This is a genomic window from Pseudomonas sp. CCI1.1 (genome assembly GCF_034348165.1).
GTDB classification, from domain to species: domain Bacteria; phylum Pseudomonadota; class Gammaproteobacteria; order Pseudomonadales; family Pseudomonadaceae; genus Aquipseudomonas; species Aquipseudomonas paracarnis.
Map to the genome: position 1 here is coordinate 3,777,554 of NZ_CP133780.1, position 25,681 is coordinate 3,803,234.

Genomic DNA, 25,681 nt, shown 5'->3' on the forward strand with positions numbered 1-25,681 from the left:
GACATCTTCACCTTATTCAAACCTGTGCGATCCACTTGCGATGCGTATGAATCGACATCAAAACCCCAAACGCTGACAGCAATGTCACCAGCGAAGTTCCGCCGTAGCTAATGAATGGCAACGGCACCCCAACCACCGGCAGCAGGCCACTGACCATACCGATGTTGACGAAAACGTAAACAAAAAAAGTCATGGTCAGGCTGCCGGCGAGCAATTTGCCGAACAGCGTCTGCGCCTGGGCCGTGATCACCAGGCCGCGACCAATCAACAGCAGATAGATCAGCAACAATGCGCAAATGCCCACCAGGCCGAACTCTTCGCCCATCACCGCGATGATGAAGTCGGTATGGCTCTCGGGCAGGAAGTCCAGGTGAGACTGGGTGCCCAGCAACCACCCCTTGCCAAATACCCCGCCGGAACCGATGGCCGCCTTGGATTGGATGATGTTCCAGCCGGTGCCCAGCGGGTCGCTCTCCGGGTCGAGGAACGTCAGGATCCGTTGCTTCTGGTAGTCGTGCATAAAGAAGAACCACATGGCCACCGCCACGGGCACGGCGGCGGCCAGCACGCTGAGGATCCAGCGCCAGCGCAATCCGCCCATGAACAGTACGAACGCGCCACCGGCGAGGATCAGCAACGAGGTGCCAAGGTCCGGCTGGCGCACGATCAGCACAAAGGGCACGCCAATCAGGATCAGGCTGATCGCCACGTGCTTGAGCTGCGGCGGCAAGGTGCGCTTGGACAGGTACCAGGCAATAGTGGCCGGCATCAGGATCTTCATGAATTCCGACGGCTGGAAGCGAATCACCCCGGGGATGTTGATCCAGCGTGTGGCCCCCATGGCGTTGTGGCCCATGACGTCCACCACCACCAGCAGCAACACGCCGGCGACATACCCCAAGGGCACCCAGCGTGCCATGAAGCGCGGCTCCAACTGGGCGATCACCACCATCGACAGCAGGCCCAGGCCAAACGAGGACGCCTGCTTGATCAGCAAGTCCCAGTTCTTGCCGCTGGCCGAATACAGTACAAAAAGGCTGCCGGCCGCCAGGGTCAGCAGCAGGATCAGCAAGGGGCCATCAATGTGCATGCGTTGCAGCAACGTCGCACGGCGACGCATCACATCTTCGCTGGAGAGGATGCGGTCAAAATTACTCTTCACGGGCCGTAACCTCGGGGCTTGAAGGGGGGCCGCCATACTCGGGCTTGAGCCGGCCATCGTCGGCCAGCAGCCAGGCGTCCATCACCTGGCGTACCACTGGGGCCGCGACGCCGGAGCCGGACTCGCCGTTCTCGACCATCACTGCCACCACGATTTTCGGGTCTTCCGCCGGCGCAAAGCCGACAAACAAGGCGTGGTCGCGGTGGCGCTCCTGCACCTTGGAGCGGTCATACTTTTCGCCCTGCTTGATTGCGACCACCTGGGCCGTACCACTCTTGCCGGCAATGCGGTACTGCGCGCCGACCGCCGCCTTGCGCGCGGTGCCGCGAGCGCCGTGCATCACCTGCTGCATGCCGTGGTTGACCTTGGTCCAGTCGGACGGGTCACGCAGCACGATGTCCGGAATCGGGTTGTCGTCCACCGGCTTTTCGCCTTCGATGGTCCTGGCCAGATGCGGTCGGTTCCACACGCCTTTGTTCGCCACCAGCGCCGTGGCCTGGGCCAGTTGCAGCGGAGTGGCTTGCATATAGCCCTGGCCGATACCCAGGATCAGGGTTTCGCCAGGGAACCACGCCTGGCGGCGGGTCGCACGCTTCCACTCCCGCGATGGCATCAGGCCAGGGGATTCTTCGAACATGTCCAAGGATACTTTCTGACCGAGGCCGAACTTGCCCATGTAGGCAGATAGCCGATCAATCCCCAGCTTGTGGGCCAGGTCGTAAAAATAGGTGTCGTTGGAGCGCATAATCGCGGTGTCCAAATCGACATAGCCGTCACCGGAGCGGTTCCAGTTACGGTACTTGTGGTCGTAGTTGGGCAGCATGTAGTAGCCAGGGTCGTACACCCGGCTTGAGGCCGTGACCACACCAGCATCCAGGCCGGCAATCGCCACCGCCGGCTTGATGGTCGAGCCCGGGGGGTACAGGCCGCGCAACACACGGTTGAACAGTGGCCGGTCGATGGAGTCACGCAGCTCGGCGTAGGCCTTGAAGCTGATGCCAGTCACAAACGGGTTGGGGTCGAAGCTGGGCTGGCTGACCATCGCCAGCACTTCGCCAGTCTTCGGGTCCAGCGCCACTACGGCACCTCGCCGACCGCCCAGGGCCATCTCGGCAGCTTCCTGCAACTTGATGTCCAGGCTCAGGACAATGTCCTTGCCCGGTACCGGATCGGTGCGCTTGAGCACGCGCAATACGCGGCCACGCGCATTGGTCTCGACTTCCTCGTTACCTACCTGGCCATGCAACTCGGCCTCGTAGAAACGCTCGATGCCGGTTTTGCCGATATGGTGGGTGCCGCTGTAGTTGATCGGGTCGAGGGTTTTCAGCTCTTTCTCGTTGATCCGCCCCATGTAGCCAACGGAGTGGGCAAAGTGCGGCCCTTGCGGGTAATGCCGCACCAACTGCGCCACCACTTCCACACCCGGCAGGCGGAACTGGTTCACCGCAATCCGGGCGATCTGCTCTTCGGTCAGCTCGAACAGGATCGGCACCGGCTCGAAAGGCCGGCGCCCCTGCCGCATGCGCTTCTCGAAGACGGCCCGGTCTTCCGGCGTCAGTTGCAGCACCTCGACGATGACATCGAGGACCTGCTTCCAATCGCCGGAGCGTTCACGGGTCATGCTCAGGCTGAAGCTGGGCCGGTTATCGGCAACCACTACGCCATTGCGGTCGAAAATCAGCCCACGGGTCGGGGGAATCGGCTGCACATGCACCCGGTTGTTTTCCGACAGCGTGGAGTGATAGTCGTACTGGATCACCTGGAGGAAATACAGCCGCGCAATCAGCACGCACATCAGCACCACCACCAAGACAGCACCGAACACCACCCGCGCGCGTACCAGACGTGCGTCTTTCTCGTGGTCCTTGATGCGGATCGGCTGGGTCATCGGGGGCGGCGCAGACTATTTGTGGTAAGGGTGCCCGGACAGGACTGTCCAGGCGCGATACAGCTGTTCACCGATCAGAATCCTTACCAACGGGTGTGGCAATGTCAGCGCCGACAGCGACCAGCGCTGATCGGCCCGCGCACAGACTTCCGGCGCCAGCCCTTCCGGGCCGCCGACCATGAAATTGACCGTGCGCGAATCCAGGCGCCAGCGATCCAGTTCCACCGCCAGTTGCTCGGTGCTCCAGGGCTTGCCGTGCACTTCAAGGGTGACGATGCGCTCATTGGGGCCGACCTTGGCCAGCATGGCTTCGCCTTCCTGACGGATAAAGCGCGCCACGTCGGCGTTCTTGCCCCGGGTATTGAGCGGTATTTCCACCAGCTCAAGCGACAGCTCAGCGGGCAGACGCTTGGCATATTCGTGCCAGCCTTCTTCCACCCACTTGGGCATGCGTGAACCGACAGCGATCAGACGCAGGCGCACAGCCGTTCCTTATTCCTGGTCTTTGTTGAGCTTGTCGAAGTGCGCGTGACCCACTTCCGGGCTGTGGTGCTTGCCATCGGCAGCACGGCTCTGCTCGGCGCCTTTCCACAGACGCTCCAGGTCGTAGAACTGGCGAGCGTTGGAGGTCATCATGTGAACGATCACATCGTCCATGTCCAGCAGCACCCAGTCGCTGTCGCCCTTGCCTTCTTCACCCAGTGGCTTGACGCCCTGGGCTTTGACGGCTTCGCGAACCTTGTCCAGCATCGCGCCGATCTGGCGGTTGGAGGTACCGGTGGCGATGATCATGAAGTCGGTGATGCTCTGCTTGTCGCGCACGTCCAGCACCTGGATGTCCTGGGCTTTAACGTCCTCCAGGGCAGCCACGGCGACTTTCACCAGCTCTTCGCCAGCCAGTTCCGGGCCAACATGGGCTTCAACCGGCAGCGGCGCGCTTTTGAAGGTGCCTTTGCGCTTAACTTTGCTTACGTCTTTGTTCGTCATATAAAACTCGTTTTGCTCGTATGTTCGGGCGCTTGCTGCACGGTTCGTGCGTTCAAGCGCGCCTTTTCAGTTCGACGCACGGTAAAGCCCGTGCGCATCGATGTAGGCCAGGACCGCGTCAGGCACCAGGAAACGTACCGACTTCCCGCTGGCCAGCAGTTGACGGATCTGGGTGGCGGACACCGCAAGCGGGGTCTGCCAGACGAATGCAATATTCCCGTTCGGCCCGGTCAGGGCCAAGGGGTCACTTACCGACCGCGCGGCCAGCAGGTTGCGCAAGGCATCCGGCGGTTCGCTGTCGGCATCCGGGCGTTGCAAAACCAGGATGTGGCAATGCTGGAGGAGTTCCTCCCAGCGGTGCCAAGAGGGCAGGCCGCAAAATGCGTCCCAGCCCAAAAGCAGAAACAGTGGGTCATCTGCGGCCAATTCGGCGCGCATCAGCTCCAGGGTGTCGATAGTGTAGGACGGTTTATCGCGCTTGAGTTCGCGATCGTCCACCACCAGCGGCGATATACCTTCTACGGCAACACGCACCATTTCCAGGCGTTGTTCTGCGGCCACCTGCGGCGTGTCGCGATGGGGCGGCCGAAAATTGGGCAGCAGGCGCAGCTCATCCAGCGCAAGGGCATCCGCAACTTCCAGGGCACTGCGCAAATGGCCGATGTGCACGGGGTCGAAAGTACCGCCGAGCAGCCCGATGCGTTTAGTCATCAAGTGCGCACATGACCGTCGCCAAACACCACGTACTTCTCGCTGGTCAGCCCTTCGAGGCCCACCGGGCCGCGTGCGTGGAGCTTGTCGGTGGAAATACCGATCTCCGCCCCCAGGCCGTACTCGAAGCCGTCGGCAAAACGCGTCGAGGCGTTGACCATCACCGAAGCGGAATCCACTTCGTTGAGGAAACGCCGGGCATCGCTGAAATGCTCGGAAACGATGGCGTCGGTGTGCTTGGAGCCATAGGTATTGATGTGTTCGATGGCCTGGTCCAGGTCGTCGACGATGCGGATCGACAGGATCGGGGCCGTGTACTCGGTGTACCAGTCCTGCTCGGTCGCCTCGATGACGTCCGCGCCCAGCAGCGCACGGGTGCGCTCGCAACCGCGCAGTTCTACCGACTTGTCACGGTAGATGGCGGCCAGCGGCGGCAGCACGCGCTCGGCAATGCCGACGTGCACCAGCAGGGTTTCCATGGTGTTGCACGGCGCGTAGCGGTGAGTCTTGGCGTTGTCGGCAATGCGGATCGCCTTGTCGAGGTCGGCGGCGATGTCGATGAACACATGGCAGACGCCGTCCAGGTGCTTGATAACTGGCACCTTGGCATCGCGGCTGACGCGCTCGATCAGGCTCTTGCCACCACGAGGCACAATCACGTCGACGAATTCCGGCATGGTAATCAGCGCGCCCACGGCGGCACGGTCGGTGGTTTCCACCACTTGCACCACTTCGGCTGGCAACTCGGCCACGGCCAAGCCCTGCTGGATGCAGGCGGCGATGGCGCGGTTGGAGTTGATCGCCTCGGAACCGCCACGCAGGATGGTAGCGTTGCCTGACTTGAGGCACAGGCTCGCGGCGTCGATGGTCACGTTCGGGCGCGACTCATAGATAATGCCGATCACGCCCAGGGGCACGCGCATCTTGCCCACCTGGATGCCGGACGGCAGGTAACGCATGTCGCGAATTTCACCGATGGGGTCAGGCAGCTTGGCCACCTGACGCAGGCCTTCGATCATGTCGTCAATACGTGCCGGGGTCAGCGCCAGGCGGTCCAAAAGGGCTGGCTCCAGGCCATTGGCGCGCCCATTGGCCAGGTCCAGTTCGTTGGCGGCGGTCAGCTCGGAGCGCGAAGCATCCAGAGCATCCGCAGCCGCCAGCAGCGCACGGTTCTTCTGCGCGGTGCTCGCACGGGCGATCAACCGCGAGGCCTGCCGGGCAGCGCGACCCAGGCGGGTCATGTAGTCAAGAACGGACTCAGTCATGGTCAGGGAGTCTTGGCAAAGAGGAAAGCGGCAGATTATAGCTGTGACGCCGCCCGACTGACAGCGGTGAGGGGCGGATGGTCGAAATGAACTGTAAAAACCCCAGGTTCAGGCGTAATTAAGCTGAGAGTTGTTATGATTCGGTCACATTTAGCCGTATCAACCCTTGACCGCCATGCCCGATTTTTCGCCCCAACTTCCCGCCAGCCCCCTGCCCGATAGCTTCTTCGACCGCGATGCCCAACTGCTTGCGCGCGAATTACTCGGAAAAGTCATTCGTCATCGTGTGGGCGATCTCTGGCTTTCGGCGCGAATTATTGAAACCGAAGCCTATTACGTGGCCGAAAAAGGCAGCCACGCCTCACTCGGCTACACAGAAAAGCGTAAGGCTTTGTTTCTGGATGGTGGCCATATCTACATGTACTACGCCCGTGGCGGTGATTCGTTGAACTTCAGCGCTCACGGCCCGGGCAATGCCGTGCTGATCAAATCGGCCTATCCCTGGGTCGACGACATTTCCGGCGCGGCGAGCCTGGCGCAGATGCTGTTGAACAACCCCAACCCCGATGGCAGCCCACGCCCCTCGCAGAAACTCTGTGCGGGCCAGACGCTGCTGTGCAAGGCCCTGGGCCTGAAAGTGCCGATGTGGGACGCCAAGCGCTTCGATCAGGAACTGCTGTATGTCGAAGACGTGGGCCAGGTGCCCACGCAGATTATCCAGACCACGCGCCTGGGTATCCCCAGCGGGCGCGATGAACACTTGATGTACCGCTTCGTCGATGCTGGCTATGCGCCTTATTGCACGCGGAACCCGATGCGTCGGGGGCAGGTCGAAGGCCGGGATTATTTTTTGATTTAACGCGCGACACATCCCATGTGGGAGCTGGCTTGCCTGCGATAGCAGTGGGCCAGGCAACTTCAATGCTGGCCATGCCGCAGCCATCGCAGGCAAGCCAGCTCCCACAGTTGAATTTCACCGCCTCAAATTCTGTTTTGTATGCATGGAGTGGATTGTATGGGCCAATGGCTCGATAGCATCACCGGCTGGTTGACCCTCAACCCACAATGGCTGGCAGCGGCGGTGTTTATTGTCGCGTGTGTGGAGTGTCTGGCGATTGCCGGGTTGATCGTGCCAGGCACGGTATTGCTGTTTGCAATCGCCGCGTTGGCTGGCAGCGGTGCGCTGCCTTTGAGTGAAACCCTACTGCTGGGCTTCCTCGGCGGTTTATTGGGCGACGGCGTTTCCTATTACCTGGGCCGCCATTTCCATCAGAACATCCGGCGCCTGCCCGGCCTGCGCCAGCATCCTGAATGGATGAACGGTGCAGAAACCTACTTCCACAAGTACGGAATCGCCAGCCTGTTGGTCGGGCGTTTCATCGGCCCATTGCGTCCCATGCTGCCCATGGTCGCCGGCATGTGCGACATGCCCTTCCCGCGCTTTGCCGCTGTGAGCATCATTGCCGCAGCGGGTTGGACCGTGGCCTATCTGCTGCCGGGCTGGGCTGCCGGCGCCGCGTTCCGCCTGCCGTTGCCGGAAGGCTTCTGGCCGGAAGCGGCGATTATCGCGGCGTGCCTGGCGGTGCTGCTGGGGCTGAGTTTGAACAGCAGTTGGCGCGGGCATCGGCGCGCCACCTTGTGGATCGGTTGCGCCAGCCTGGTGTTGTTGATCGCGTTGTTTATCGGCTATCCCCACCTCAATGACTTCGACCAGGGCCTGAGCGCCCTGGTGCAAGAGCATCGCAGCCCGTGGCTGGACGAAGTGATGGTACGGGTCACCCAACTGGGTGAGTTCAAGAAGATGTTCTTCGCCAGCGCGGTGTTCACTGGCCTGTTGCTGTTGGCACGGCAGTGGCGCCACGCGGTGTTTGTCGGCGCCACCCTCGCTGGCGCGGCAGTGATCAACACCGGCACCAAGCTGTTTTTCGCCCGGGGCCGCCCGGAAATCCTCACCGACCCGCTGACCAGCTTCAGCATGCCCAGCGGCCATGCCTCCGGTGCCTTTGCCTTCTTCCTGGCGCTCGCGGTATTGGCCGGTCGCGGTCAACCCACGCGGCTGCGCCTGACCTGGATGCTGCTGGGCTGCATTCCGGCGGCGTTCATTGCCTTGTCACGGGTGTACCTGGGCGCCCACTGGCCGACGGACATCCTGGCCGGCACGTTGCTGGCGATGACCGTGTGTGCGTTCAGCCTGACGGCCATCCAGTACCGCAGCCCATTGCCAGCCATGTCGCAAAAAGCCTGGTGGCTGGTGCTGCCCGCCGTGGTGGCCGTGCTCGGTTTTATCGCCTTTACCGGCACGCCCCACGCCCTGCTCAGGTACGCCTACTGACCCTTGGCCGGGCCGATCCAGTCCACGGAGGCGCTGCGCCGTTCAACGCAACGTTCGCGGCGCTCCAGTAACATCTCATCAGCCACTTCGGCGGCGCGCTCGGCAATGTACTCCGCGCCCCGCGTGGCTTGCTGCTGGAGTAACTGCGTGGTCACGCTGACAAAATAAGCGTCCCACGCGACTTGTTCCGAGGGTGTCAGCCGAATCATGGTTATCTCCGATCATTGTTGTGTGATCGGAAAATAGTGCAGGCGACACCGTGGAGACGACCGAGCAAAGTCTGAAAGCGCTGTCAGGCAAATCCGAACCTCAGGTGAACAGCTCGCCCTGCAGTTCATCGAGCAACATCTGGATCGCATCCAGCCGTTGCTGTGGGTCGTCCAGTTGCAGCAAGTCGATCTTGTCGGCTTCGGTAAACGGCAACAGATAGGCCAATTGATTGCCCAGGGCTTGCTGGCCTTCGGCGTGGCCGCCCATGTCCAGCGAGGCCACCATCGGGTGCTCGGCCAGGGCCTCAAGCAACGCCAGCAAGTCGGCGTCCTCTTCGCCCAGCGGCGGGTCCGGCAACTCTTGCAACCACTGCACTTGGGCCACCAGCAATTGGTCTTTCTGCACGTCGGCCTCACGCACGCGGAATCGACGGCCACCTTCGACGCGAATGCCCAGCAGGCCGTTATCCTGCTGCTTGAAGTCACGAATCAGCGCTTCACAACCGACAAGCGCATAGCCGTCAGGGGCCGCGCCCACCTCTGAGCCATCCAGGATGCACACCACACCAAAGCCTTCGCCCTTTTTCATGCAACGGCCGATCATGTCCAGGTAGCGCGCCTCAAATATCTGCAAGTCGAGGATGCAGCCCGGGAACAGCACAGTGTTGAGGGGGAATAGCGCCAGACTCATAACGGTTTCCTTAAACCTGGGTTAAACAATGACCGACACCGCCAACGGTAGGAACACCGCCGTGGCCACGCCCATCAAACTCATGGCCAGCGCCGCGAAGGCGCCGCATTCTTCGCTTTCCTGCAGGGCCACCGAAGTGCCGACGGCGTGGGCGGTCATGCCCAAAGCCATGCCGCGCGCTTCGGGGCTGCGCACTCCCAGCCGTGACAAGAGCGCTGGGCCGATCATCGCGCCGACCACCCCAGTGATCAACACGAACACCGCCGCCAAGGCCGCTACGCCGCCGATCTGCTCGGCCACCAGCATGGCAATCGGCGAGGTCACCGACTTGGGCGCCATGGTCATCAGCACCCGGTGTTCAGCCCCGAACCACCACCCCAACGCCACACAAAGACCAGTGGCCAATACCCCGCCTACCACCAGCGTAGTAAAAATCGGCCAGAACAATTGGCGAATCCGTCGCAGGTTCAGATAAAGCGGCACCGCCAGGGCCACGGTCGCAGGCCCCAGCAGGATGCCCATGATCTCGGTGCTCTCGCGGTATTCGGCGTAGCTCAGCCCGCAGGTGAGCAGCACGCCGATCACCAGCAACATCGACACCAGCACCGGCTGCAGGAAGATCCAGCGGGTTTTCTCGAACCCCGCCAGCACCAGCTGATAGGCGCCCAGGGTGATACCGATACCGAACAACGGGTGATGAATGACCGCCGTCCAGGCGCCCTGCCAGTCGAGGATCATTGGTCCTTCTCCTTGCGCTTGACCATCTGCTGCATCAGCACGCCGACAAAGCCCATGGCAACCACCAGCGACAGCACCAACGCCCCGACGATGGCCCAAAAATCCGCCACAATGTCCTTGGCGTACACCATTACCCCCACGGCCGGCGGCACCAGCAGCAGCGGCAGGTAACGCAACAGGCTGCCGGCCGCCAGGCTCAGGGGCTCGCCGACTTCACCGCGCCAGACCAGAAAGCCCAGCATCAGCAACAAGCCGATGATTGGCCCAGGCAGCACCGGCACCAGCAAATGATTGATCGCGGTGCCGATCAGTTGAAACAGCACCAGCCAGGTCAGGCCACGTAACAGCATCCCGCTCTCTCCCCCTCAAATCCCGCGCGCATTATAAGCACGCCCGCCCTATGCTCCGGCATTCGCCAAAAGCATGTTGGGTTGACCGGGCTGATTGCCCGTGATGATCTACAGTGGTTCTCTGCAACCAAAAAAAACGCCCCTTATCAACGGGCACATAAGTGATGAACCAAGGAGAGACGCAATGCCCTATGTACCCGTAGCGCAGCTCAAAGATTACGTCGGCAAGGAACTGGGACGTTCCGAATGGCTCATCATCGACCAGGCGCGTATCAACCTCTTCGCGGAAGCCACCGGCGATCATCAGTTCATCCACGTCGACCCGATCAAGGCGGCGCAAACCCCGTTCGGCAGCACCATTGCCCATGGGTTCCTGTCGCTGTCGCTGATGCCCAAGTTGATGGAAGACATCCTGATCATGCCCGAAGGCTTGAAAATGGCCGTCAACTACGGCCTGGACAGCGTGCGCTTTATCCAGCCGGTGAAGGTGAACTCCAAGGTGCGGCTGAACGTCACCCTCACTGACGTCACCGAGAAAAAACCGGGCCAATGGCTGTTCAAGGCCACCGCCACCCTGGAAATCGAAGGTCAGGAGAAGCCGGCCTATATTGCCGAGTCGCTGTCACTCTGCTTCGTATAATCACCACACCTGCTCTGTAGGAGCGAGCTTGCTGAATAAATGCGGTGCCTGTGAGTTTTTCGCGGGCAAGCCCGCTCCTACAGGTGGTAGATCCTGCGCATAGACCACTAGGTTCGGCACCCCGGCTACGGCATACTCGGCGCTCAATTATCCGGATCCCGCTATGCGCCCACTCGCTCCCCTTGCCCTTGCCCTGTTGCTCACCGCTTGCGGAGACGGCGAATCGCTGTTGCCGCCCGATGCGCGCCTGCCCGATGGCGGCCGCTACCGTGGCGATGTGGTCAACGGTTTGCTGCAAGGCCAAGGCCGTGTGGACTACCCCAATGGCAGTTGGTACGCCGGCCAGTTCGACAAAGGCCAGTGGCACGGCCAGGGCGAATGGCATGGCAGCAATGGCGAAGTCTATAAAGGCGAATTCAAACAGGGCCTGTTTGACGGCCAGGGCAGCCTGACCACGTCGGGCAGCAGCTACGTGGGCGGCTTCAAGAATGGTCGACGCAACGGCGAAGGCACCCTCAAAGAGGGGCAGATGACCTATCGCGGCGAATTCCAGGACGACCAGTATTCAGGCCTCGGCCGCCTGGAACTGGCCGACGGCAGCCAGTATCAGGGCCAGTTCGCCCACGGCAAGCCCAATGGCGAAGGCCAGCGCAATGACGACAGCGGCAACCAGTTCAGCGGCCGCTTTGTCGATGGCCAACTGGAAGGCAATGGCACCTTTAATAGCGCCGAGGGCGATATCTATGTCGGCCAATTCAAGCAGAACCAGCTCAACGGTAAAGGCCGCTACGAGAACGCCGACGGCGATGTATGGATCGGCCAGTTCAAGGAGGGCGCGCTGACCGGCAAAGGCGAACTGATCGGGGTTGATGGCAGTCACTACGTCGGCCAGTTCAGTGACTGGCGCTTTACCGGCGAAGGGCGTCTGAACCTCACCGATGGCAGTTTCTATATCGGTGGCTTTGACAGTGACAACTATCAAGGCCGTGGCACCCTGGTCCTCACCGACGGCACCGTGCAGTCCGGCACCTGGGTCAATGGCCTGCGCGTACGCGACGCCGAGGGCAAGCTGCTGCCCGACCCACTGGAGACCGGCATACTGGCCCAAGGCCGCTTGCTTGATGACGCCCTGGCGACCGTGCCCGCGTCCACCCCGGCGGTGGAGCTGTACACCCTGGTGCTGGCCGGTGACGGCAAACAAAGCGTGTTCCTGCGCGAAGCCGATTACGTCAGCAACCTGCTCGCCACCCGCTTCGGCGCGCGCGGGCAAGTGCGCCTGGTCAACCACCGCGACCATATCGCCGACCGCCCCCTGGCCACCCGCGAAAGCCTGCGCCGCTCGGTACAAACCCTGGCCGAACGGACCGGGCCGGAAGACCTGGTGTTCATTTACCTGACCAGCCATGGCACCCATGAGCATGAGCTGGTGCTCGACCAACCGCGCATGGAACTGGCCGACCTGCCCGCCGACGAGCTGGCCGCCGTGCTCGCACCGCTGAAAAACCGCGACAAGGTCATCGTGATCTCCGCATGTTATTCCGGCGGCTTCATACCGGCGCTCAAAGATGAGCGCACCCTGATCATGACCGCCTCCCGCGCGGACCGCGTGTCGTTCGGCTGCTCGGAAGAAGCAGACTTCACCTACTTCGGTGATGCGCTTTTCGCACAGGCTTTCAACCAAACGGATGATTTGCAACACGCCTTCAAACTGGCACAACTGCACGTGGCCGAACGCGAACAGGCGGACAATTTTGAAGCCTCCGAACCGCAGATCTGGGCGCCTAAGGGCGTGATCGCCCATTGGCAATTATTACGTAAACAGCAGGCACGAAAGGCGCTCGAAAGCGTCTCAATGAATAGCAAGGAAGCCAAAGGCAACTAAGCTGTAACGTGTAACAAGGGGGAAACACCATGTACCTGACACCGCAGCATATCTTGCTGGCCGGGGCCTCCGGCCTCACTGGCGAACACCTGCTCGACCGCCTGCTCAACGAACCTACCGTGACCCGCGTGCTGGCACCCAGCCGCAAACCATTGGCTGAACATCCACGCCTGGAAAACCCGGTAGGCGACCCGGCGGTGTTCCTGCCGCAACTGAGCGGCCGCGTGGATATTGCCTTCTGCTGCCTGGGCACCACGATTAAAAAGGCCGGCTCGGAAGCGGCGTTCCGTGCGGTCGACCTGGACATGGTAGTGGCCTTCGCCAAACGCGCACGGGAACTGGGCGCGCGGCATCTGATCGTGATCAGTGCGATTGGCGCCGACCCGAAATCCTCGGTGTTCTACAACCGGGTCAAAGGGGAAATGGAACTGGCGCTCCGAGCGCAAGACTGGCCGCAGTTGACCATCGTACGTCCCTCGCTCCTGCTGGGTGAGCGACTGGAACCGCGCCTGGCCGAACAGTTGGCCGGCCCGCTGTCACGGCTTATCCCGGGCAAGTACCACGGTATTGAAGTCTGCGAACTGGCCCGCGCCATGTGGCGCCTGGCGCTGGAAGAACAGGATGGCGTGCGGGTGGTGGAGTCGGACGAGTTGCGCAAACTCGGCAAGTGATGATGCAGGGCTGGTACTGATCGTTCCCACGCTCTGCGTGGGAACGCCGGTTATGACGCTCTGCGTCATGCTTGGGACGCGGAGCGTCCCCGACTGCATTCCCACGCGGAGCGTGGGAACGATCCACCCAGGTAGCCATTATCTTACAGCCCGCCCGTGGCGTTGAAGCCAACCCCCAGCACCGTCAGCACCGACAGTGGCAACAACAAGGTATCGAGCAACGCACTGGCCGGCAGGTCGAGATGGGGAGAGCTCGGGGCCTCGGCACCAAAGCGGTCCTTGGCGCAGCAGCCGCCATTGATCGCGTACAGATCCAGGCGCGTGCCGGCATACACCACCGGGGCGCCCGGTTGCGCGGCATCCAGCGTGCGCGCGGTGGCACAGCCGGTGAGTTGCAGCGCCATCAAGAGCAGCAGTGCTTTATTCATCGCCGCCCAGGTGGTGCTCACCCCAACGTGGCAGCATGTCCTGGGGAATGTTCAACAGGTTGAGAATGCGCGCCACCACAAAGTCCACCAGGTCATCGATGGTCTGTGGCTGGTGATAGAAGCCTGGCGACGCGGGCAGAATGGTCACGCCCATGTTCGACAACTTGAGCATGTGCTCCAAGTGAATGCTCGAATACGGCGCTTCGCGCGGCACCAGGATCAATTGGCGGCGCTCCTTTAAGGTCACGTCCGCCGCCCGTTCGATCAGGTTGTTGCAGGCGCCCGTGGCAATCGCCGACAAGGTGCCGGTGGAACAAGGCACCACCACCATCGCCGCTGGCGCACCGGAGCCTGAAGCCACCGGCGACATCCAGTCCTCTTTGCCATAGACCTTGATCTGCCCCGCCGCCGCACCGGTGTACTCGGTAAGGAACGCCTGCATCGTCTGCACCTTGGACGGCAGCGCGACATCGGTCTCGGTCGCCAGCACCAACTGCGCCGCCTTGGAGATCAGAAAATGCACCTCACGGTCTTCACGTACCAGGCAATCGAGCAGGCGCAGGCCATAGGGCGCACCGGATGCGCCGGTCATCGCCAGGGTAATGCGTTCCGGCCCGCTCATTTCAGTGCCTCGGCCAGCTTGCCGTGCAGGCCGCCGAAGCCGCCGTTGCTCATGACCACCACGTGGGTGCCGGCCTGGGCCAAGGACTTCACATGCTCAATGATGCCTTCGAGCGAATCGCAGACTGTCGAGGGTACGGTGCACAGCGCAGCAATCGCGGGTAAATCCCAGCCAAGGTTGGCCGGTGCATACCACACCACCTGGTCGGCATCGTTGACGCTCTCGGGCAGGCCATCACGGTGCGCGCCCAGCTTCATGGAGTTGGAACGCGGCTCGACGATGGCAATGATCTGCGCATCGCCGACGCGCTTGCGCAGACCATCCAGGGTGGTGGCAATTGCGGTCGGGTGGTGGGCAAAGTCGTCGTAGATGGTAATTCCATTTACTTCAGCGACTTTCTCCATGCGCCGCTTCACACTCTTGAACGCGCTCAAGGCGGCAATGCCCATGGCTGGTACCACGCCAACATGCCGAGCGGCAGCCAGGCTCACCAAAGCGTTGGCCACGTTGTGTTGGCCGGTCATGCCCCAATCGACGATGCCTTGGGGTTGGCCTTCGAACAGCACTTCAAACCGCGAACCGTCTTCGCTGAGCAACCTCGCCTGCCACTGCCCGCCCGCGCCGGTGGTTTGCACCGGGGTCCAGCAGCCCATGTCGATCACACGCTGCAACGCAGGCTCGGTGGTGGGATGAATGACCAGGCCTTCGCTGGGAATGGTGCGCACCAAGTGGTGGAACTGCCGCTCAATCGCCGGCAGATCGGGGAAGATATCCGCGTGATCGAACTCAAGGTTATTCAGGATCGCTGTGCGCGGGCGGTAATGGACGAACTTGGAGCGCTTGTCGAAAAAGGCGCTGTCGTACTCGTCGGCCTCGATCACAAAAAACGGTGTCTCACCCAGGCGCGCTGATACCGAGAAGTTCTGCGGCACGCCGCCAATCAGGAACCCCGGGCTCATGCCCGCATGCTCCAGCACCCAGGCGAGCATGCTGCTGGTGGTGGTCTTGCCATGAGTGCCTGCCACTGCCAGGACCCAACGGCCTTGCAGCACATGGTCGGCCAGCCACTGGGGGCCGGAGACGTAAGGCAAGCCTTTGTTCAGTACGTATTCCACCGCCGGATTGCCGCGCGACATGGCGTTGCCGATCACGACCAGGTCCGGCACCGGGTCGAATTGCGCGGGGTCGTAACCTTGGGTCAGCTCAATCCCTTGCGCCTGTAGCTGCGTGCTCATGGGGGGATAAACATTGGCATCGGAGCCAGTTACATGATGGCCCAGCTCCTTGGCCAGAACCGCCATCGAACCCATGAACGTACCGCAGATACCCAGAATATGAATGTGCATAGTCGACCTCGTAAACATCGAGGCAGGTTAGCGTAGGGTGGGAAAGTTCGCACGCTTTAGCTGAGCGCGAAACGCCCGCCGGTAGGATCCGGCGGGCAAAAAGGCTGCCTTAAACGGAGGCCTCGGTTTTTTTGGCTTCCGCGTCTTTCAGGGTAATGATCCGGTCAGCCGCCTTTTCCAAGGCGCGATAACGGCGCTCTATCACGCCTAAGCGGCCCCCCGTGCCTGGGCCGGTTTCTGGTTCGAGGTGAGGTTTGAAAATAATGCCGTTATCCTCGGCCACTTGCTTCATATGGGTTTCCGAAATGCTCAGTAACTGCTCAAGGTTATCCAAGCGTGCCCCCCGCTCCTTGGGCCAGGCGTCGCCCATGGCAAGCCGGTCTTCAGTATTTCCCGACGCCAGCGTGATGATGACATTGGCAAATTCCAGCACCACTTTTTCTACCCGGTCCAGATGGCGCGTGGCCGAAGGCGTTGGCGTATCCGATGTGGTTGGCGCGGCTACTTGCGGTGTAGACGCGGGATCGGGCTTTGCAGTACCAGGCAAATGCGGCGGCGGCAATGGCGACGGTACATACTGGCCCTTGATCGCCTCTCCCGCGGCCACGGACCCGGCGTATGCGCCCACATTGATCGGCGCGCTGACGATGCCATTGACGCCCGCGTTGATGAACGCGTCCTTGATCGTCTTGCCGGTTGAAGGTGAGGTGGAAATAACCCCTGCCTTGACCAGCCTGTCGGCATCCAAAAGCCGCTGGGTGACATCGGCCACACTGATCTTGGGCGGTTCCACCGGCTTTACGGAGACAACCCCGCCACTGGTGGGCGTTTGAGGCCCCCTGGTCACTACGCCCTTGAGTTTATCCAAGGCCGACTGGCTTGAACTGGCTGCGGTCGAGCTGGTACCAGGGTTATTTCCACCCAGTGCGTTCTGCAGCCTGGTGGCAGTGGGATTGACCGGGGCGGGCGGCACCCTGGTCGATGGACCGGGGGACACGGACGCAGGCGACGGCACCTTGATCGATGGCGTGGGAGATACGGGCGCCGTGGGCCGGGTTGCGCCTCCAAATGGGAACCGCCGTCCGAAGAAGGAGATTCCACGCTTGTTGCGTACCTTCGGCGCTTGGTCGGCCTCCTGAGCAGAAGGCGGCGTGTCATGGTCAGGCTGAGGGGGGTCCATCGGTTCGCCCCAGCCCGTTATCGAGTGTTGCGGTGGGGAGGTGGGCGTAACATCAAGTTGAACAGGGAGTTGTGGCACAGGAGTCGTTATTGGACTTGTAATATTCATGTGTTGTCACCCTAGAAGTTTCAAACAGCGGTGTTTAAGGGCAATTAATGCTCTGCCCTTATTCCATCAGTGCTTAAAACAACGTGCCACGTTCCGGGACGACGTGAACGGGTAGAGCGATAAAAAACCTTAAATGACGTGGGACAAAAACGAGTCGTTCGCAATAACGGAGTTATTCCGACAACTGTCGCGCGCCCTAATGCATGGCGCCCCGTGAAATACCATGTTTGCGTAACTTGCGATACAGCGTATTGCGACTGACGCCCAACTGTTCCGCCACATGGCTCATATGCCAGCGCTGCTGCGCCAACGCATCGAGTAATGCCTGGCGCTCGGCGCTCTCCAGTGGCAAAGAGTACGGCGCATCCGCCCTTGCCCCTTGCGGCCGCGCCTGGCGAATCAGCGCCGGCAAGTCTTCAAGACCGACTCGCCCGCCCTCACAGAGTGCCACCACCGTGCGCAACACAGTACGCATCTGCCGCAGGTTGCCGGGCCAGTGGAATGCCAACAAGGCCTGGCGCGTCGACTCGTCGAGCATCACCTGCTCGGTGCCTGCTTCCTGCGCCAAGAGGAAATCCAACAGTTGCGACTTGTCACTGCGCTCGCGCAACGGCGGGAGGGCGACTTCCAAGCCGTTCAAGCGGTAATACAGGTCTTCACGAAAGCTGCCATCGGCCACCCGTTCCAGCAAATTGCGGTGCGTGGCGCTGATGATGCGCACGTTCACGGCTTGGGGTTCGCCGCCGATAGGCACCACCAGGCGATCCTCCAGCACCCTTAACAGGCGGGTTTGTAACGCCAGGGGCATGTCGCCGATTTCGTCGAGAAACAGCGTGCCACCATCGGCCTGTTGCAGCTTGCCGCGCATGCCTTCTTTAAGGGCGCCGGTGAAACTGCCGGCGCGATAGCCAAACAGTTCGCTCTCGATCAGGTTTTCTGGAATCGCCGCACAGTTCAGCGCGATAAAGGCCTTGTCGCCCCGCTGGCTGCCCTGATGCACGGCCTTGGCGAAGGCTTCTTTACCGCAGCCGGTTTCGCCGTTGATCAGCAAGGGCACATCGCGCTCGAACACTCGCGAGGCCTTGCGCAGCTCATTTTGCAACGCCGGGTCGCCCAGGCAGATACCCAATGGGCGTGACGCCTGTGGCTTGATGATAGGGGCCGGCGCACTGCGCGGCTGGCCTCGCAGCGCTGCGAATAAAGGCCGACCATCGCGGGTGCGCAGCGGCCAACTGGCCGTGGCATTTGCGCTGGCCCGCCCCAGCAACTGATCCAGGGAGCAGTCGAAAAACGCTTCCACCGGCTGGCCCACCAAGCCGCCGCGCAACTGCCCCAACAGGTTCAGGGCGCTCTGGTTGACCGCACAAATGTGCCCTTCGCCATCAAACGCCAGCAAGCCTTCGCTGAATAACCCGACCGACTCGGCCTGCAGGTGAAAACGCAACAGCCAGTGGTGTTCGAAGTGGCGCAGGAAGTAGCAACTTTCGATCATCTTGGCCGACAGGTTCACCAGCGCCATGGTGTGGAACTGGCTTTGGCGCGACACGGCTTCGCGGGCCGAGGACACATCCAGCACCGCCAGCAATTCACCATGAGGATCGAACACCGGGCTGGCCGAACAGGTCAGCCCGGTATGACGGCCGCGAAAATGCTCGTCACGGTGGATCGTCAACGACTGCCGCTCTACCAGGCAGGTGCCGATGCCGTTAGTGCCTTCGCAGGCTTCGCTCCAGTCAGCGCCCAGCCATAAGCCGGCGCGCTCGAAAATCTTGCGCTCCGACGGCGCGGTGACACAGTTGAGGATCACCCCGCGCGCATCGGTGAGCAGCACCGCATGGCCGGCGCCGGAAAGTTGCTGGTGCAGGCTATTCATCTCGCTGCCGGCGATGTGCAGCACCTGGCGCAGGCGTTCGCGACTTTCCAGCAGGCGCCCGTGTTCAAGCACGGTAGGCGCGATGGTCAGCGCCGGGTCGAGGTGGTAGTCCTCCACGCAGCGCAGCCAGGAGCGGGCGATGGACGGGTCGCTGCCCGGCCCCTGGGAAAGCTCTTGGCCACGGGTGACGGTCAGGACTTGCTGGGCATGGCGGCTGAAATGATCGTTATGCATGTTCTTATTATTCTCCCTGCGTGAGAACGCCCAGCATCCCCCAGCCATTGGGCCTTTGCAATCCCGGCCCGACCCACCGGTCACAGGCTGTACCGCTTATGGCACAAACTGTCACCACGCCTGTACCACACCTGTCACGGCACCGCCTTGCGACAAAGCCCAACCCATTGATTTTGCTGGCCCGCACAGCAGTGGCCCAACCTTTGCTCTACGCTTTATAACGCGCTTGCCGCGCTGTACTCCAATAAACATAAAAGCAGGAGATGCTCACCATGCGTTATGCACACCCCGGTACTGAAGGCGCCATCGTTTCGTTCAAGGCCAAATACGGCAACTACATCGGCGGCGAATTCGTGGCGCCAGTCGATGGCAACTATTTCTCCAACACCTCGCCGGTCAACGGCAAGCCGATAGCCGACTTCCCGCGTTCCACCGCCAAAGACATCGACAAGGCGCTGGACGCCGCCCACGCCGCTGCGGACGCCTGGGGCAAAACCTCGGCCCAGGACCGTTCGCTGGTGCTGCTGAAAATCGCCGACCGCATCGAGCAAAACCTCGAACTGCTGGCCATCACCGAAACCTGGGACAACGGCAAGGCCGTGCGTGAAACCCTTAACGCCGACATCCCCCTGGCTGCCGACCACTTCCGCTACTTCGCCGGCTGCATCCGCGCCCAGGAAGGCAGCAGCGCCGAAATCAATGAACTCACCGCCGCCTACCACTTCCACGAGCCGCTGGGCGTGGTCGGCCAGATCATCCCGTGGAACTTCCCGCTGCTGATGGCCGCCTGGAAACTCGCCCCAGCCCTGGCCGCCGGTAACTGCGTGGTGCTCAAGCCCGCCGAGCAAACGCCGCTGGGCATCAGCGTGCTGATGGAGCTGATCGGCGACCTGCTGCCACCGGGCGTGCTGAACGTGGTGCACGGTTTCGGCAAGGAAGCCGGCGAAGCCCTTGCCACCAGCAAGCGCATCGCCAAGATCGCCTTCACCGGCTCAACGCCTGTGGGCTCGCACATCATGCATGCGGCGGCCGAGAACATCATTCCGTCTACGGTGGAGTTGGGCGGCAAGTCGCCGAACATCTTCTTCGCCGACATCATGAAAGCGGAACCTGCATTTATCGAAAAAGCCGCCGAAGGCCTGGTGCTGGCGTTCTTCAACCAGGGCGAAGTGTGCACCTGCCCTTCCCGTGCTCTGGTGGAAGAGTCGATCTACGACGACTTCATGAAAGTGGTGATGAAAAAGGTCGAGTCGATCAAGCGTGGCGACCCGCTGGATACCGACACCATGGTCGGCGCCCAGGCGTCCGAGCAGCAGTTCGACAAGATCCTGTCTTACCTGGAAATCGCCAAGGGCGAAGGCGCGCAATTGCTCACGGGCGGCAAGGTGGAGAAGCTCACCGGCGACCTGGCCACCGGTTATTACATCCAGCCTACCCTGCTCAAGGGCACCAACGACATGCGCGTATTCCAGGAAGAAATCTTCGGCCCGGTGGTGAGCATCACCACTTTCAAGGATGAAGCCGAAGCCCTGGCGATTGCCAACGACACCGAGTTCGGCCTGGGCGCTGGCCTGTGGACCCGCGATATCAACCGCGCCTACCGCATGGGCCGGGCGATCAAGGCTGGCCGCGTGTGGACCAACTGCTACCACCTGTACCCGGCGCATGCCGCGTTTGGCGGTTACAAGAAGTCTGGCGTGGGCCGTGAAACCCACAAGATGATGTTGGATCACTACCAGCAGACCAAGAACTTGCTGGTGAGCTACGACATTAATCCGTTGGGCTTTTTCTAACTCAGCCTTATAGCAAGCAACCAGTTCCCAACTTGAAATGCAATCAAGTGTGGGAGCTGGCTTGCCTGCGATAACGATGTATCAGCCAAATAAGGGGTAGCAGACAGGCCGCTATCGCAGGCAAGCCAGCTCCCACATTTGATATCACACGCAATTGCTACCTCGTTCGGCACACAGACGCCGAGTCAAAAACAATAAGAATGGAAGGTACTTCCCATGCCTAGCGAACCCACTGGTTCTTCTGTCGACTTCGAAAAAGTCGGCACCGATTATTTTCAACAACGCGAACTGAAAAAAGGCGCCGCCGGCTGGGTACTACTGGTTGGCCTTGGCGTCGCTTATGTTATTTCCGGCGATTACGCCGGCTGGAACTTCGGCCTGGCCCAGGGCGGCTGGGGTGGCATGTTCCTCGCCACCTTGCTGATGGCCACCATGTACCTGTGCATGTGCTTTTCCCTGGCCGAGTTGTCGTCCATGATCCCCACTGCTGGCGGTGGCTACGGTTTTGCCCGCAGCGCTTTTGGCCCTTGGGGCGGGTTCCTCACCGGTACTGCCATCCTTATCGAATACGCCATCGCGCCCGCCGCCATCGCGGTGTTTATCGGCGCCTATTGCGAGTCGTTGTTCGGTATTGGCGGCTGGATGATCTACCTGGCGTTCTACATCATCTTTATCGGCATCCACATCTTTGGTGTGGGCGAAGCCTTGAAGCTGATGTTCGTGATCACCGCCGTCGCCGCGATTGCCCTGGGCGTGTTCCTGGTGTCGATGGTGCCGCACTTCAACGTCGCCAACCTGCTGGATATACCCGTGACCGAGGCCAAGGGCGCCAGCAGCTTCCTGCCGTTCGGCTACGTCGGCGTGTGGGCCGCGATCCCTTATGCCATCTGGTTTTTCCTGGCGGTGGAAGGCGTGCCGCTGGCCGCTGAAGAAACCAAGAACCCCAAGCGCGACCTGCCGCGCGGGCTGATCGGCGCGATTGTGGTGCTGACCAGTTTTGCCCTGTTGATCCTGGTGATCGCGCCGGGCGGTGCGGGCACTTATGCGCTGATCAAATCCGGCAACCCGCTGGTTGAAGCCTTGGCGTTGTCCTACGGCGGTTCCACCTGGATGGGCAGCTTCGTCAACCTGGTCGGCCTGGCCGGTTTGATCGCGAGCTTTTTCTCGATCATCTACGCCTATTCGCGGCAGATCTTTGCCTTGTCCCGTGCCGGTTACCTGCCGCGCAAATTGTCCGAGACCAACAAGAGCAAGGCGCCAGTATTGGCACTGGTAATCCCCGGGATTATCGGCTTTGGCCTGTCGCTGACCGGCCAGGGTGACTTGCTGATCCTGGTGGCGGTGTTTGGCGCCACGATTTCCTACGTGTTGATGATGGCCGCCCACATCACCCTGCGCATCCGTCGCCCTAAAATGGAGCGGCCATACCGCACACCCGGTGGCATCTTCACCTCAGGCGTGGCACTGGTGCTGGCTTGCGTGGCCGTGGTGGCGGGCTTTCTGGTGGACCCGCGCGTGGTGATTGGCGCGGCGATCATCTATGGAGTATTAATTGCTTACTTTGCTTTCTACAGCCGGCATCACTTGGTAGCAGGCACGCCGGAAGAGGAATTCGCGGCGATCCAGGCCGCAGAGGCCGCCCTGCACTAACTGCCGAAAACCTCGACGCGGCGCCTTGCCCACAGCAGGCGCGCGTCATCAAGGAGACACTGTATGGCAAGCTTTTCCCACGCGGTGGGTGCTCAAACCTACCGCTTCGACAGCCTCAAGGACGTGATGGCCAAGGCCAGCCCGGCACGCTCCGGGGACTTCCTCGCCGGTGTCGCCGCGCAGAATGACGGCGAACGTGTGGCGGCGCAGATGGCGCTGGCAAATATCCCGCTCAAGCACTTCCTGCAGGAAGCATTGATTCCTTATGAAAGCGATGAAGTCACCCGGCTGATCATCGACACCCACGATAAACAGGCGTTTGCAGCGGTCAGCCACCTCACTGTCGGCGGCCTGCGCGACTGGCTGCTCAGCGATGCGGCCGATGAACAGGCCCTACGCGCATTGGCGCCAGGGCTGACACCGGAAATGGCCGCGGCCGTGTCCAAGATCATGCGCGTGCAAGACCTGGTGCTGGTGGCGCAGAAGATCCGCGTGGTCACCCAGTTTCGCGGCACCCTGGGCCTGCGCGGGCGCTTGTCCACGCGCTTGCAGCCCAACCACCCCACCGATGAACCGGCCGGCATCGCGGCGAGCATCCTCGACGGCCTGCTGTACGGCAACGGCGACGCCATGATCGGCATTAACCCGGCCACCGACAGCATCGCCTCGATCTGCGCCATGCTCGAGATGCTGGACGCGATCATCCAGCGCTACGACATCCCCACCCAGGCCTGCGTGCTGACCCACGTCACCACCTCCATCGAAGCGATCAACCGCGGCGTACCGCTGGACCTGGTGTTTCAGTCGATTGCCGGTACCGAAGCGGCCAATGCCAGTTTCGGGATCAACCTGAACGTGCTGCAGGAAGGTTATGACGCGGGCTTGAGCCTCAAGCGCGGCACCCTGGGCCAGAATCTGATGTACTTCGAAACCGGCCAGGGCAGCGCTTTGTCGGCCAATGCGCACTTTGGCGTCGATCAGCAAACCTGTGAAACCCGTGCCTACGCCGTGGCCCGGCACTTCAAGCCGTTTCTGGTGAACACCGTGGTCGGCTTTATCGGCCCGGAGTACCTCTACAACGGCAAGCAGATTATCCGCGCCGGCCTTGAAGACCACTTCTGCGGCAAACTGCTCGGCGTGCCCATGGGTTGCGACATCTGCTACACCAACCACGCCGAAGCCGACCAGGACGACATGGACACCCTGCTGACCCTGCTCGGCGTGGCCGGCATCAACTTCATCATGGGCATCCCCGGCTCCGACGACATCATGCTCAACTACCAGACCACCTCGTTTCACGACGCCCTGTACGCCCGGCAAACATTGGGTTTAAAACCGGCGCCGGAGTTCGAGCAGTGGCTGGCGAAAATGGGCATCTTCACGCAGGCTGATGGCAAGGTGCATTTTGGCAATAGCTTGCCACCGGCCTTTCGTCACGCCTTGGCGCAATTGGGATGAAGGAGCCGACTGTGCAACCAGAATTGCCTGACAACCCGTGGCTGGAACTGCGCCGCCTCACCCCGGCGCGTATTGCCCTGGGCCGCACCGGCACCAGCCTTCCCACCAGCGCCCAACTGGACTTCCAGTTTGCCCACGCCCAGGCGCGGGACGCGGTGCATTTGCCGTTCGATCACACCGGCCTCAGCCGCCAATTGGCCGAACGTGGCCGAGACAGCCTGTTGCTGCACAGCGCCGCCACAGACCGGCACATGTACCTGCAACGCCCGGACCTGGGGCGACGCTTGAGCGATGAGTCGGCGCAAACATTGCGCGACTACGCTTCGGCCCAGCCCGGCGGGGTGGACTTGGCCATCGTAGTAGCCGATGGCCTGTCGGCATTGGCGGTGCATAAACACACAGCGCCGTTTCTGGCGCGCCTGGAAGAACAGACCCACGCCGAAGGCTGGTCCTTGTCACCGGTGATCCTGGTAGAGCAAGGCCGCGTGGCGGTAGCCGATGAAATCGGGCAGCTACTGGGCGCCAAGATGGTGGTGATCCTGATCGGCGAACGACCGGGGCTCAGCTCGCCGGACAGCCTGGGCCTGTATTTCACCTACAACCCCAAGGTCGGCCTCACCGATGCCTATCGCAACTGCATCTCCAACGTGCGGCTGGAAGGCCTGAGTTATGGCATGGCGGCCCATCGCCTGCTGTACTTGATGCGCGAGGCGTGTCGCCGGCAGTTGTCGGGGGTTAATCTCAAGGATGAGGCACAGGTTCAGACCCTCGAATCGGACGACCCGGACCTGATGAAGGGCAATTTCCTGCTCAGCCCGCCCGATGACCGATAGCGGCAAGATTGCGCTTTTTGGCGTCATTAGGCAGCATCGAGTCACGGCCGCTCGTGTGGTCATACCCCATTTGGAAGTTGAGGCCTGGCATGCGGATTACTCAAGCGACCCTGGAACACCTGGACCTGTTGACCCCGTTGTTCGTCAAATACCGCGAGTTCTACGGGGCCCTGCCGTTCCCGGACTCGTCACGGGCCTTTTTGGAAAAGCGCCTGCGGCGCAAGGAGTCGGTGATCTACCTGGCCCTGGCCGACGATGATGACAAGCGGCTGCTGGGGTTTTGCCAGCTCTATCCGAGCTTTTCCTCACTGTCTCTCAAGCGGGTATGGATCCTCAACGACATCTATGTGGCCGAGGATGCGCGCCGGCAACTGGTGGCCGACAACCTGATGCGCACGGCCAAGAAAATGGCCAAGGACACCCACGCGGTACGGTTGCGGGTATCGACCAGCAGCGATAACGACGTGGCGCAGAAGACCTATGAGTCGATTGGGTTTCGCGAAGACACCGAATTCAAAAACTACGTGTTGCCGATCAACGAAGACTGAAAACCGGTAAGCCAAACACCGCAATATCCTTGTGGGAGCTGGCTTGCCTGCGATGGCGAAGTGTCAGCGAGCACTTCTCATA

Annotated in this window: 26 protein-coding genes; 11 read left to right on the forward strand and 15 right to left on the reverse strand. The window is 61.5% G+C overall.

What is annotated here, in order from left to right; all coding sequences use genetic code 11:
• Positions 1-16: 16 nt before the first annotated feature.
• The 6 genes from rodA to RHM69_RS17030 all read right to left on the reverse strand — a co-directional run bounded on the left by rodA (position 17) and on the right by RHM69_RS17030 (position 6,013).
• Entirely contained in the window at positions 17-1,120 is a 1,104-nt protein-coding gene (gene rodA, locus RHM69_RS17005; protein WP_044268991.1) for a rod shape-determining protein RodA, read from the reverse strand.
• Positions 1,121-1,151: 31 nt separating this feature from the next.
• Positions 1,152-3,050 carry a penicillin-binding protein 2 gene (gene mrdA / locus RHM69_RS17010; RefSeq protein ID WP_014720086.1) on the reverse strand — a complete coding sequence of 633 codons (1,899 nt, stop codon included), beginning with the start codon at positions 3,048-3,050 and terminating at the stop codon, positions 1,152-1,154.
• A gap of 15 nt (positions 3,051-3,065) precedes the next feature.
• Entirely contained in the window at positions 3,066-3,533 is a 468-nt protein-coding gene (gene rlmH / locus RHM69_RS17015; RefSeq protein WP_003176297.1) for a 23S rRNA (pseudouridine(1915)-N(3))-methyltransferase RlmH, read from the reverse strand.
• Positions 3,534-3,542: 9 nt separating this feature from the next.
• Positions 3,543-4,037, reverse strand: a complete 495-nt coding sequence (rsfS, locus tag RHM69_RS17020; RefSeq protein WP_003176298.1) for a ribosome silencing factor — start codon at positions 4,035-4,037, stop codon at positions 3,543-3,545.
• Positions 4,038-4,103: 66 nt separating this feature from the next.
• Positions 4,104-4,748, reverse strand: coding sequence for a nicotinate-nucleotide adenylyltransferase (gene nadD / locus RHM69_RS17025; protein ID WP_003194480.1), 645 nt, complete (start codon positions 4,746-4,748; stop codon positions 4,104-4,106).
• Positions 4,748-6,013, reverse strand: a complete 1,266-nt coding sequence (locus RHM69_RS17030) for a glutamate-5-semialdehyde dehydrogenase (RefSeq protein ID WP_003194482.1) — start codon at positions 6,011-6,013, stop codon at positions 4,748-4,750. The genes nadD and RHM69_RS17030 overlap by 1 nt, the downstream gene beginning before the upstream one ends.
• A 175-nt stretch (positions 6,014-6,188) precedes the next feature.
• Between RHM69_RS17030 and RHM69_RS17035 the strand changes: the two genes are divergently transcribed.
• Positions 6,189-6,872, forward strand: coding sequence for a DNA-3-methyladenine glycosylase (locus tag RHM69_RS17035; RefSeq protein WP_003194484.1), 684 nt, complete (start codon positions 6,189-6,191; stop codon positions 6,870-6,872).
• Between the two features lie 156 nt (positions 6,873-7,028).
• Complete coding sequence (locus RHM69_RS17040) at positions 7,029-8,345, forward strand: bifunctional DedA family/phosphatase PAP2 family protein (RefSeq protein WP_019818749.1); 1,317 nt, start codon at positions 7,029-7,031, stop codon at positions 8,343-8,345.
• Here the strand turns inward: RHM69_RS17040 and RHM69_RS17045 are convergent.
• The 4 genes from RHM69_RS17045 to RHM69_RS17060 all read right to left on the reverse strand — a co-directional run bounded on the left by RHM69_RS17045 (position 8,339) and on the right by RHM69_RS17060 (position 10,333).
• The gene (locus RHM69_RS17045; protein WP_019818751.1) at positions 8,339-8,554 is read right to left on the reverse strand and encodes a hypothetical protein; all 216 of its coding nucleotides are present in this window, start codon (positions 8,552-8,554) and stop codon (positions 8,339-8,341) included. The genes RHM69_RS17040 and RHM69_RS17045 overlap by 7 nt on opposite strands.
• A 100-nt stretch (positions 8,555-8,654) precedes the next feature.
• Positions 8,655-9,245, reverse strand: coding sequence for an LON peptidase substrate-binding domain-containing protein (locus tag RHM69_RS17050; RefSeq protein WP_014720091.1), 591 nt, complete (start codon positions 9,243-9,245; stop codon positions 8,655-8,657).
• 21 nt (positions 9,246-9,266) lie between these two features.
• On the reverse strand, positions 9,267-9,983 hold the full coding sequence (locus RHM69_RS17055) for an LrgB family protein (RefSeq protein ID WP_014720092.1): 717 nt from the start codon (positions 9,981-9,983) through the stop codon (positions 9,267-9,269).
• Positions 9,980-10,333 (reverse strand): CidA/LrgA family protein, encoded by a 354-nt coding sequence (locus RHM69_RS17060; protein ID WP_014720093.1) that lies wholly within the window; start codon positions 10,331-10,333, stop codon positions 9,980-9,982. The genes RHM69_RS17055 and RHM69_RS17060 overlap by 4 nt, the downstream gene beginning before the upstream one ends.
• A gap of 184 nt (positions 10,334-10,517) precedes the next feature.
• Here RHM69_RS17060 and RHM69_RS17065 point away from each other — a divergent pair, with 184 nt between their 5' ends.
• From RHM69_RS17065 to RHM69_RS17075, 3 genes are all read left to right on the forward strand, one after another.
• Positions 10,518-10,973 carry a MaoC family dehydratase gene (locus RHM69_RS17065; protein WP_019818757.1) on the forward strand — a complete coding sequence of 152 codons (456 nt, stop codon included), beginning with the start codon at positions 10,518-10,520 and terminating at the stop codon, positions 10,971-10,973.
• A gap of 163 nt (positions 10,974-11,136) precedes the next feature.
• On the forward strand, positions 11,137-12,855 hold the full coding sequence (locus RHM69_RS17070; RefSeq protein WP_019818759.1) for a C13 family peptidase: 1,719 nt from the start codon (positions 11,137-11,139) through the stop codon (positions 12,853-12,855).
• Between the two features lie 29 nt (positions 12,856-12,884).
• A complete protein-coding gene (locus RHM69_RS17075) occupies positions 12,885-13,526 on the forward strand; it encodes an oxidoreductase (protein ID WP_014720096.1) in 642 nt (213 codons plus the stop codon).
• A 143-nt stretch (positions 13,527-13,669) separates the two neighbouring features.
• On the opposite strand, the gene RHM69_RS17080 is transcribed toward RHM69_RS17075, so the two are convergent.
• From RHM69_RS17080 to RHM69_RS17095, 4 genes are all read right to left on the reverse strand, one after another.
• A complete protein-coding gene (locus RHM69_RS17080) occupies positions 13,670-13,954 on the reverse strand; it encodes a YceK/YidQ family lipoprotein (RefSeq protein ID WP_122301361.1) in 285 nt (94 codons plus the stop codon).
• A complete protein-coding gene (ubiX, locus tag RHM69_RS17085; protein ID WP_003194503.1) occupies positions 13,947-14,576 on the reverse strand; it encodes a flavin prenyltransferase UbiX in 630 nt (209 codons plus the stop codon). The genes RHM69_RS17080 and ubiX overlap by 8 nt, the downstream gene beginning before the upstream one ends.
• Positions 14,573-15,922, reverse strand: coding sequence for a UDP-N-acetylmuramate:L-alanyl-gamma-D-glutamyl-meso-diaminopimelate ligase (mpl, locus tag RHM69_RS17090; protein ID WP_020301976.1), 1,350 nt, complete (start codon positions 15,920-15,922; stop codon positions 14,573-14,575). Before mpl ends, ubiX begins: the two co-directional genes overlap by 4 nt.
• A 109-nt stretch (positions 15,923-16,031) precedes the next feature.
• A complete protein-coding gene (locus tag RHM69_RS17095; RefSeq protein ID WP_234451985.1) occupies positions 16,032-16,790 on the reverse strand; it encodes a hypothetical protein in 759 nt (252 codons plus the stop codon).
• Between RHM69_RS17095 and RHM69_RS17100 the strand changes: the two genes are divergently transcribed.
• Positions 16,777-17,061: a hypothetical protein gene (locus RHM69_RS17100; RefSeq protein ID WP_177480889.1), complete on the forward strand. Its 285-nt coding sequence runs from the start codon at positions 16,777-16,779 to the stop codon at positions 17,059-17,061. The genes RHM69_RS17095 and RHM69_RS17100 overlap by 14 nt on opposite strands.
• Positions 17,062-17,406: 345 nt before the next feature.
• On the opposite strand, the gene RHM69_RS17105 is transcribed toward RHM69_RS17100, so the two are convergent.
• Positions 17,407-19,317: a sigma-54-dependent Fis family transcriptional regulator gene (locus RHM69_RS17105; protein WP_200599744.1), complete on the reverse strand. Its 1,911-nt coding sequence runs from the start codon at positions 19,315-19,317 to the stop codon at positions 17,407-17,409.
• A 272-nt stretch (positions 19,318-19,589) separates the two neighbouring features.
• Between RHM69_RS17105 and RHM69_RS17110 the strand changes: the two genes are divergently transcribed.
• From RHM69_RS17110 to RHM69_RS17130, 5 genes are all read left to right on the forward strand, one after another.
• Positions 19,590-21,110: an aldehyde dehydrogenase family protein gene (locus RHM69_RS17110; RefSeq protein ID WP_005791797.1), complete on the forward strand. Its 1,521-nt coding sequence runs from the start codon at positions 19,590-19,592 to the stop codon at positions 21,108-21,110.
• Positions 21,111-21,326: 216 nt separating this feature from the next.
• Positions 21,327-22,760, forward strand: coding sequence for an ethanolamine permease (gene eat / locus RHM69_RS17115; protein WP_003194515.1), 1,434 nt, complete (start codon positions 21,327-21,329; stop codon positions 22,758-22,760).
• A gap of 63 nt (positions 22,761-22,823) precedes the next feature.
• The gene (locus tag RHM69_RS17120; protein ID WP_014720103.1) at positions 22,824-24,218 is read left to right on the forward strand and encodes an ethanolamine ammonia-lyase subunit EutB; all 1,395 of its coding nucleotides are present in this window, start codon (positions 22,824-22,826) and stop codon (positions 24,216-24,218) included.
• Positions 24,215-25,051, forward strand: a complete 837-nt coding sequence (gene eutC, locus RHM69_RS17125; protein ID WP_019818775.1) for an ethanolamine ammonia-lyase subunit EutC — start codon at positions 24,215-24,217, stop codon at positions 25,049-25,051. The genes RHM69_RS17120 and eutC overlap by 4 nt, the downstream gene beginning before the upstream one ends.
• Positions 25,052-25,140: 89 nt before the next feature.
• Positions 25,141-25,599 (forward strand): GNAT family N-acetyltransferase, encoded by a 459-nt coding sequence (locus RHM69_RS17130; RefSeq protein WP_014720105.1) that lies wholly within the window; start codon positions 25,141-25,143, stop codon positions 25,597-25,599.
• Positions 25,600-25,681: the final 82 nt, after the last annotated feature.

Coding starts and splice junctions, on each gene's coding strand:
- rodA (WP_044268991.1), bottom strand. CDS start 1,120: ATGCGTCGCCGTGCGACGTTGCTGCAACGCATGCACATTGATGGCCCC.
- mrdA (WP_014720086.1), bottom strand. CDS start 3,050: ATGACCCAGCCGATCCGCATCAAGGACCACGAGAAAGACGCACGTCTG.
- rsfS (WP_003176298.1), bottom strand. CDS start 4,037: ATGACGAACAAAGACGTAAGCAAAGTTAAGCGCAAAGGCACCTTCAAA.
- nadD (WP_003194480.1), bottom strand. CDS start 4,748: ATGACTAAACGCATCGGGCTGCTCGGCGGTACTTTCGACCCCGTGCAC.
- RHM69_RS17030 (WP_003194482.1), bottom strand. CDS start 6,013: ATGACTGAGTCCGTTCTTGACTACATGACCCGCCTGGGTCGCGCTGCC.
- RHM69_RS17035 (WP_003194484.1), top strand. CDS start 6,189: ATGCCCGATTTTTCGCCCCAACTTCCCGCCAGCCCCCTGCCCGATAGC.
- RHM69_RS17040 (WP_019818749.1), top strand. CDS start 7,029: ATGGGCCAATGGCTCGATAGCATCACCGGCTGGTTGACCCTCAACCCA.
- RHM69_RS17045 (WP_019818751.1), bottom strand. CDS start 8,554: ATGATTCGGCTGACACCCTCGGAACAAGTCGCGTGGGACGCTTATTTT.
- RHM69_RS17050 (WP_014720091.1), bottom strand. CDS start 9,245: ATGAGTCTGGCGCTATTCCCCCTCAACACTGTGCTGTTCCCGGGCTGC.
- RHM69_RS17055 (WP_014720092.1), bottom strand. CDS start 9,983: ATGATCCTCGACTGGCAGGGCGCCTGGACGGCGGTCATTCATCACCCG.
- RHM69_RS17060 (WP_014720093.1), bottom strand. CDS start 10,333: ATGCTGTTACGTGGCCTGACCTGGCTGGTGCTGTTTCAACTGATCGGC.
- RHM69_RS17065 (WP_019818757.1), top strand. CDS start 10,518: ATGCCCTATGTACCCGTAGCGCAGCTCAAAGATTACGTCGGCAAGGAA.
- RHM69_RS17070 (WP_019818759.1), top strand. CDS start 11,137: ATGCGCCCACTCGCTCCCCTTGCCCTTGCCCTGTTGCTCACCGCTTGC.
- RHM69_RS17075 (WP_014720096.1), top strand. CDS start 12,885: ATGTACCTGACACCGCAGCATATCTTGCTGGCCGGGGCCTCCGGCCTC.
- RHM69_RS17080 (WP_122301361.1), bottom strand. CDS start 13,954: ATGAATAAAGCACTGCTGCTCTTGATGGCGCTGCAACTCACCGGCTGT.
- ubiX (WP_003194503.1), bottom strand. CDS start 14,576: ATGAGCGGGCCGGAACGCATTACCCTGGCGATGACCGGCGCATCCGGT.
- mpl (WP_020301976.1), bottom strand. CDS start 15,922: ATGCACATTCATATTCTGGGTATCTGCGGTACGTTCATGGGTTCGATG.
- RHM69_RS17105 (WP_200599744.1), bottom strand. CDS start 19,317: ATGCATAACGATCATTTCAGCCGCCATGCCCAGCAAGTCCTGACCGTC.
- RHM69_RS17110 (WP_005791797.1), top strand. CDS start 19,590: ATGCGTTATGCACACCCCGGTACTGAAGGCGCCATCGTTTCGTTCAAG.
- eat (WP_003194515.1), top strand. CDS start 21,327: ATGCCTAGCGAACCCACTGGTTCTTCTGTCGACTTCGAAAAAGTCGGC.
- RHM69_RS17120 (WP_014720103.1), top strand. CDS start 22,824: ATGGCAAGCTTTTCCCACGCGGTGGGTGCTCAAACCTACCGCTTCGAC.
- eutC (WP_019818775.1), top strand. CDS start 24,215: ATGAAGGAGCCGACTGTGCAACCAGAATTGCCTGACAACCCGTGGCTG.
- RHM69_RS17130 (WP_014720105.1), top strand. CDS start 25,141: ATGCGGATTACTCAAGCGACCCTGGAACACCTGGACCTGTTGACCCCG.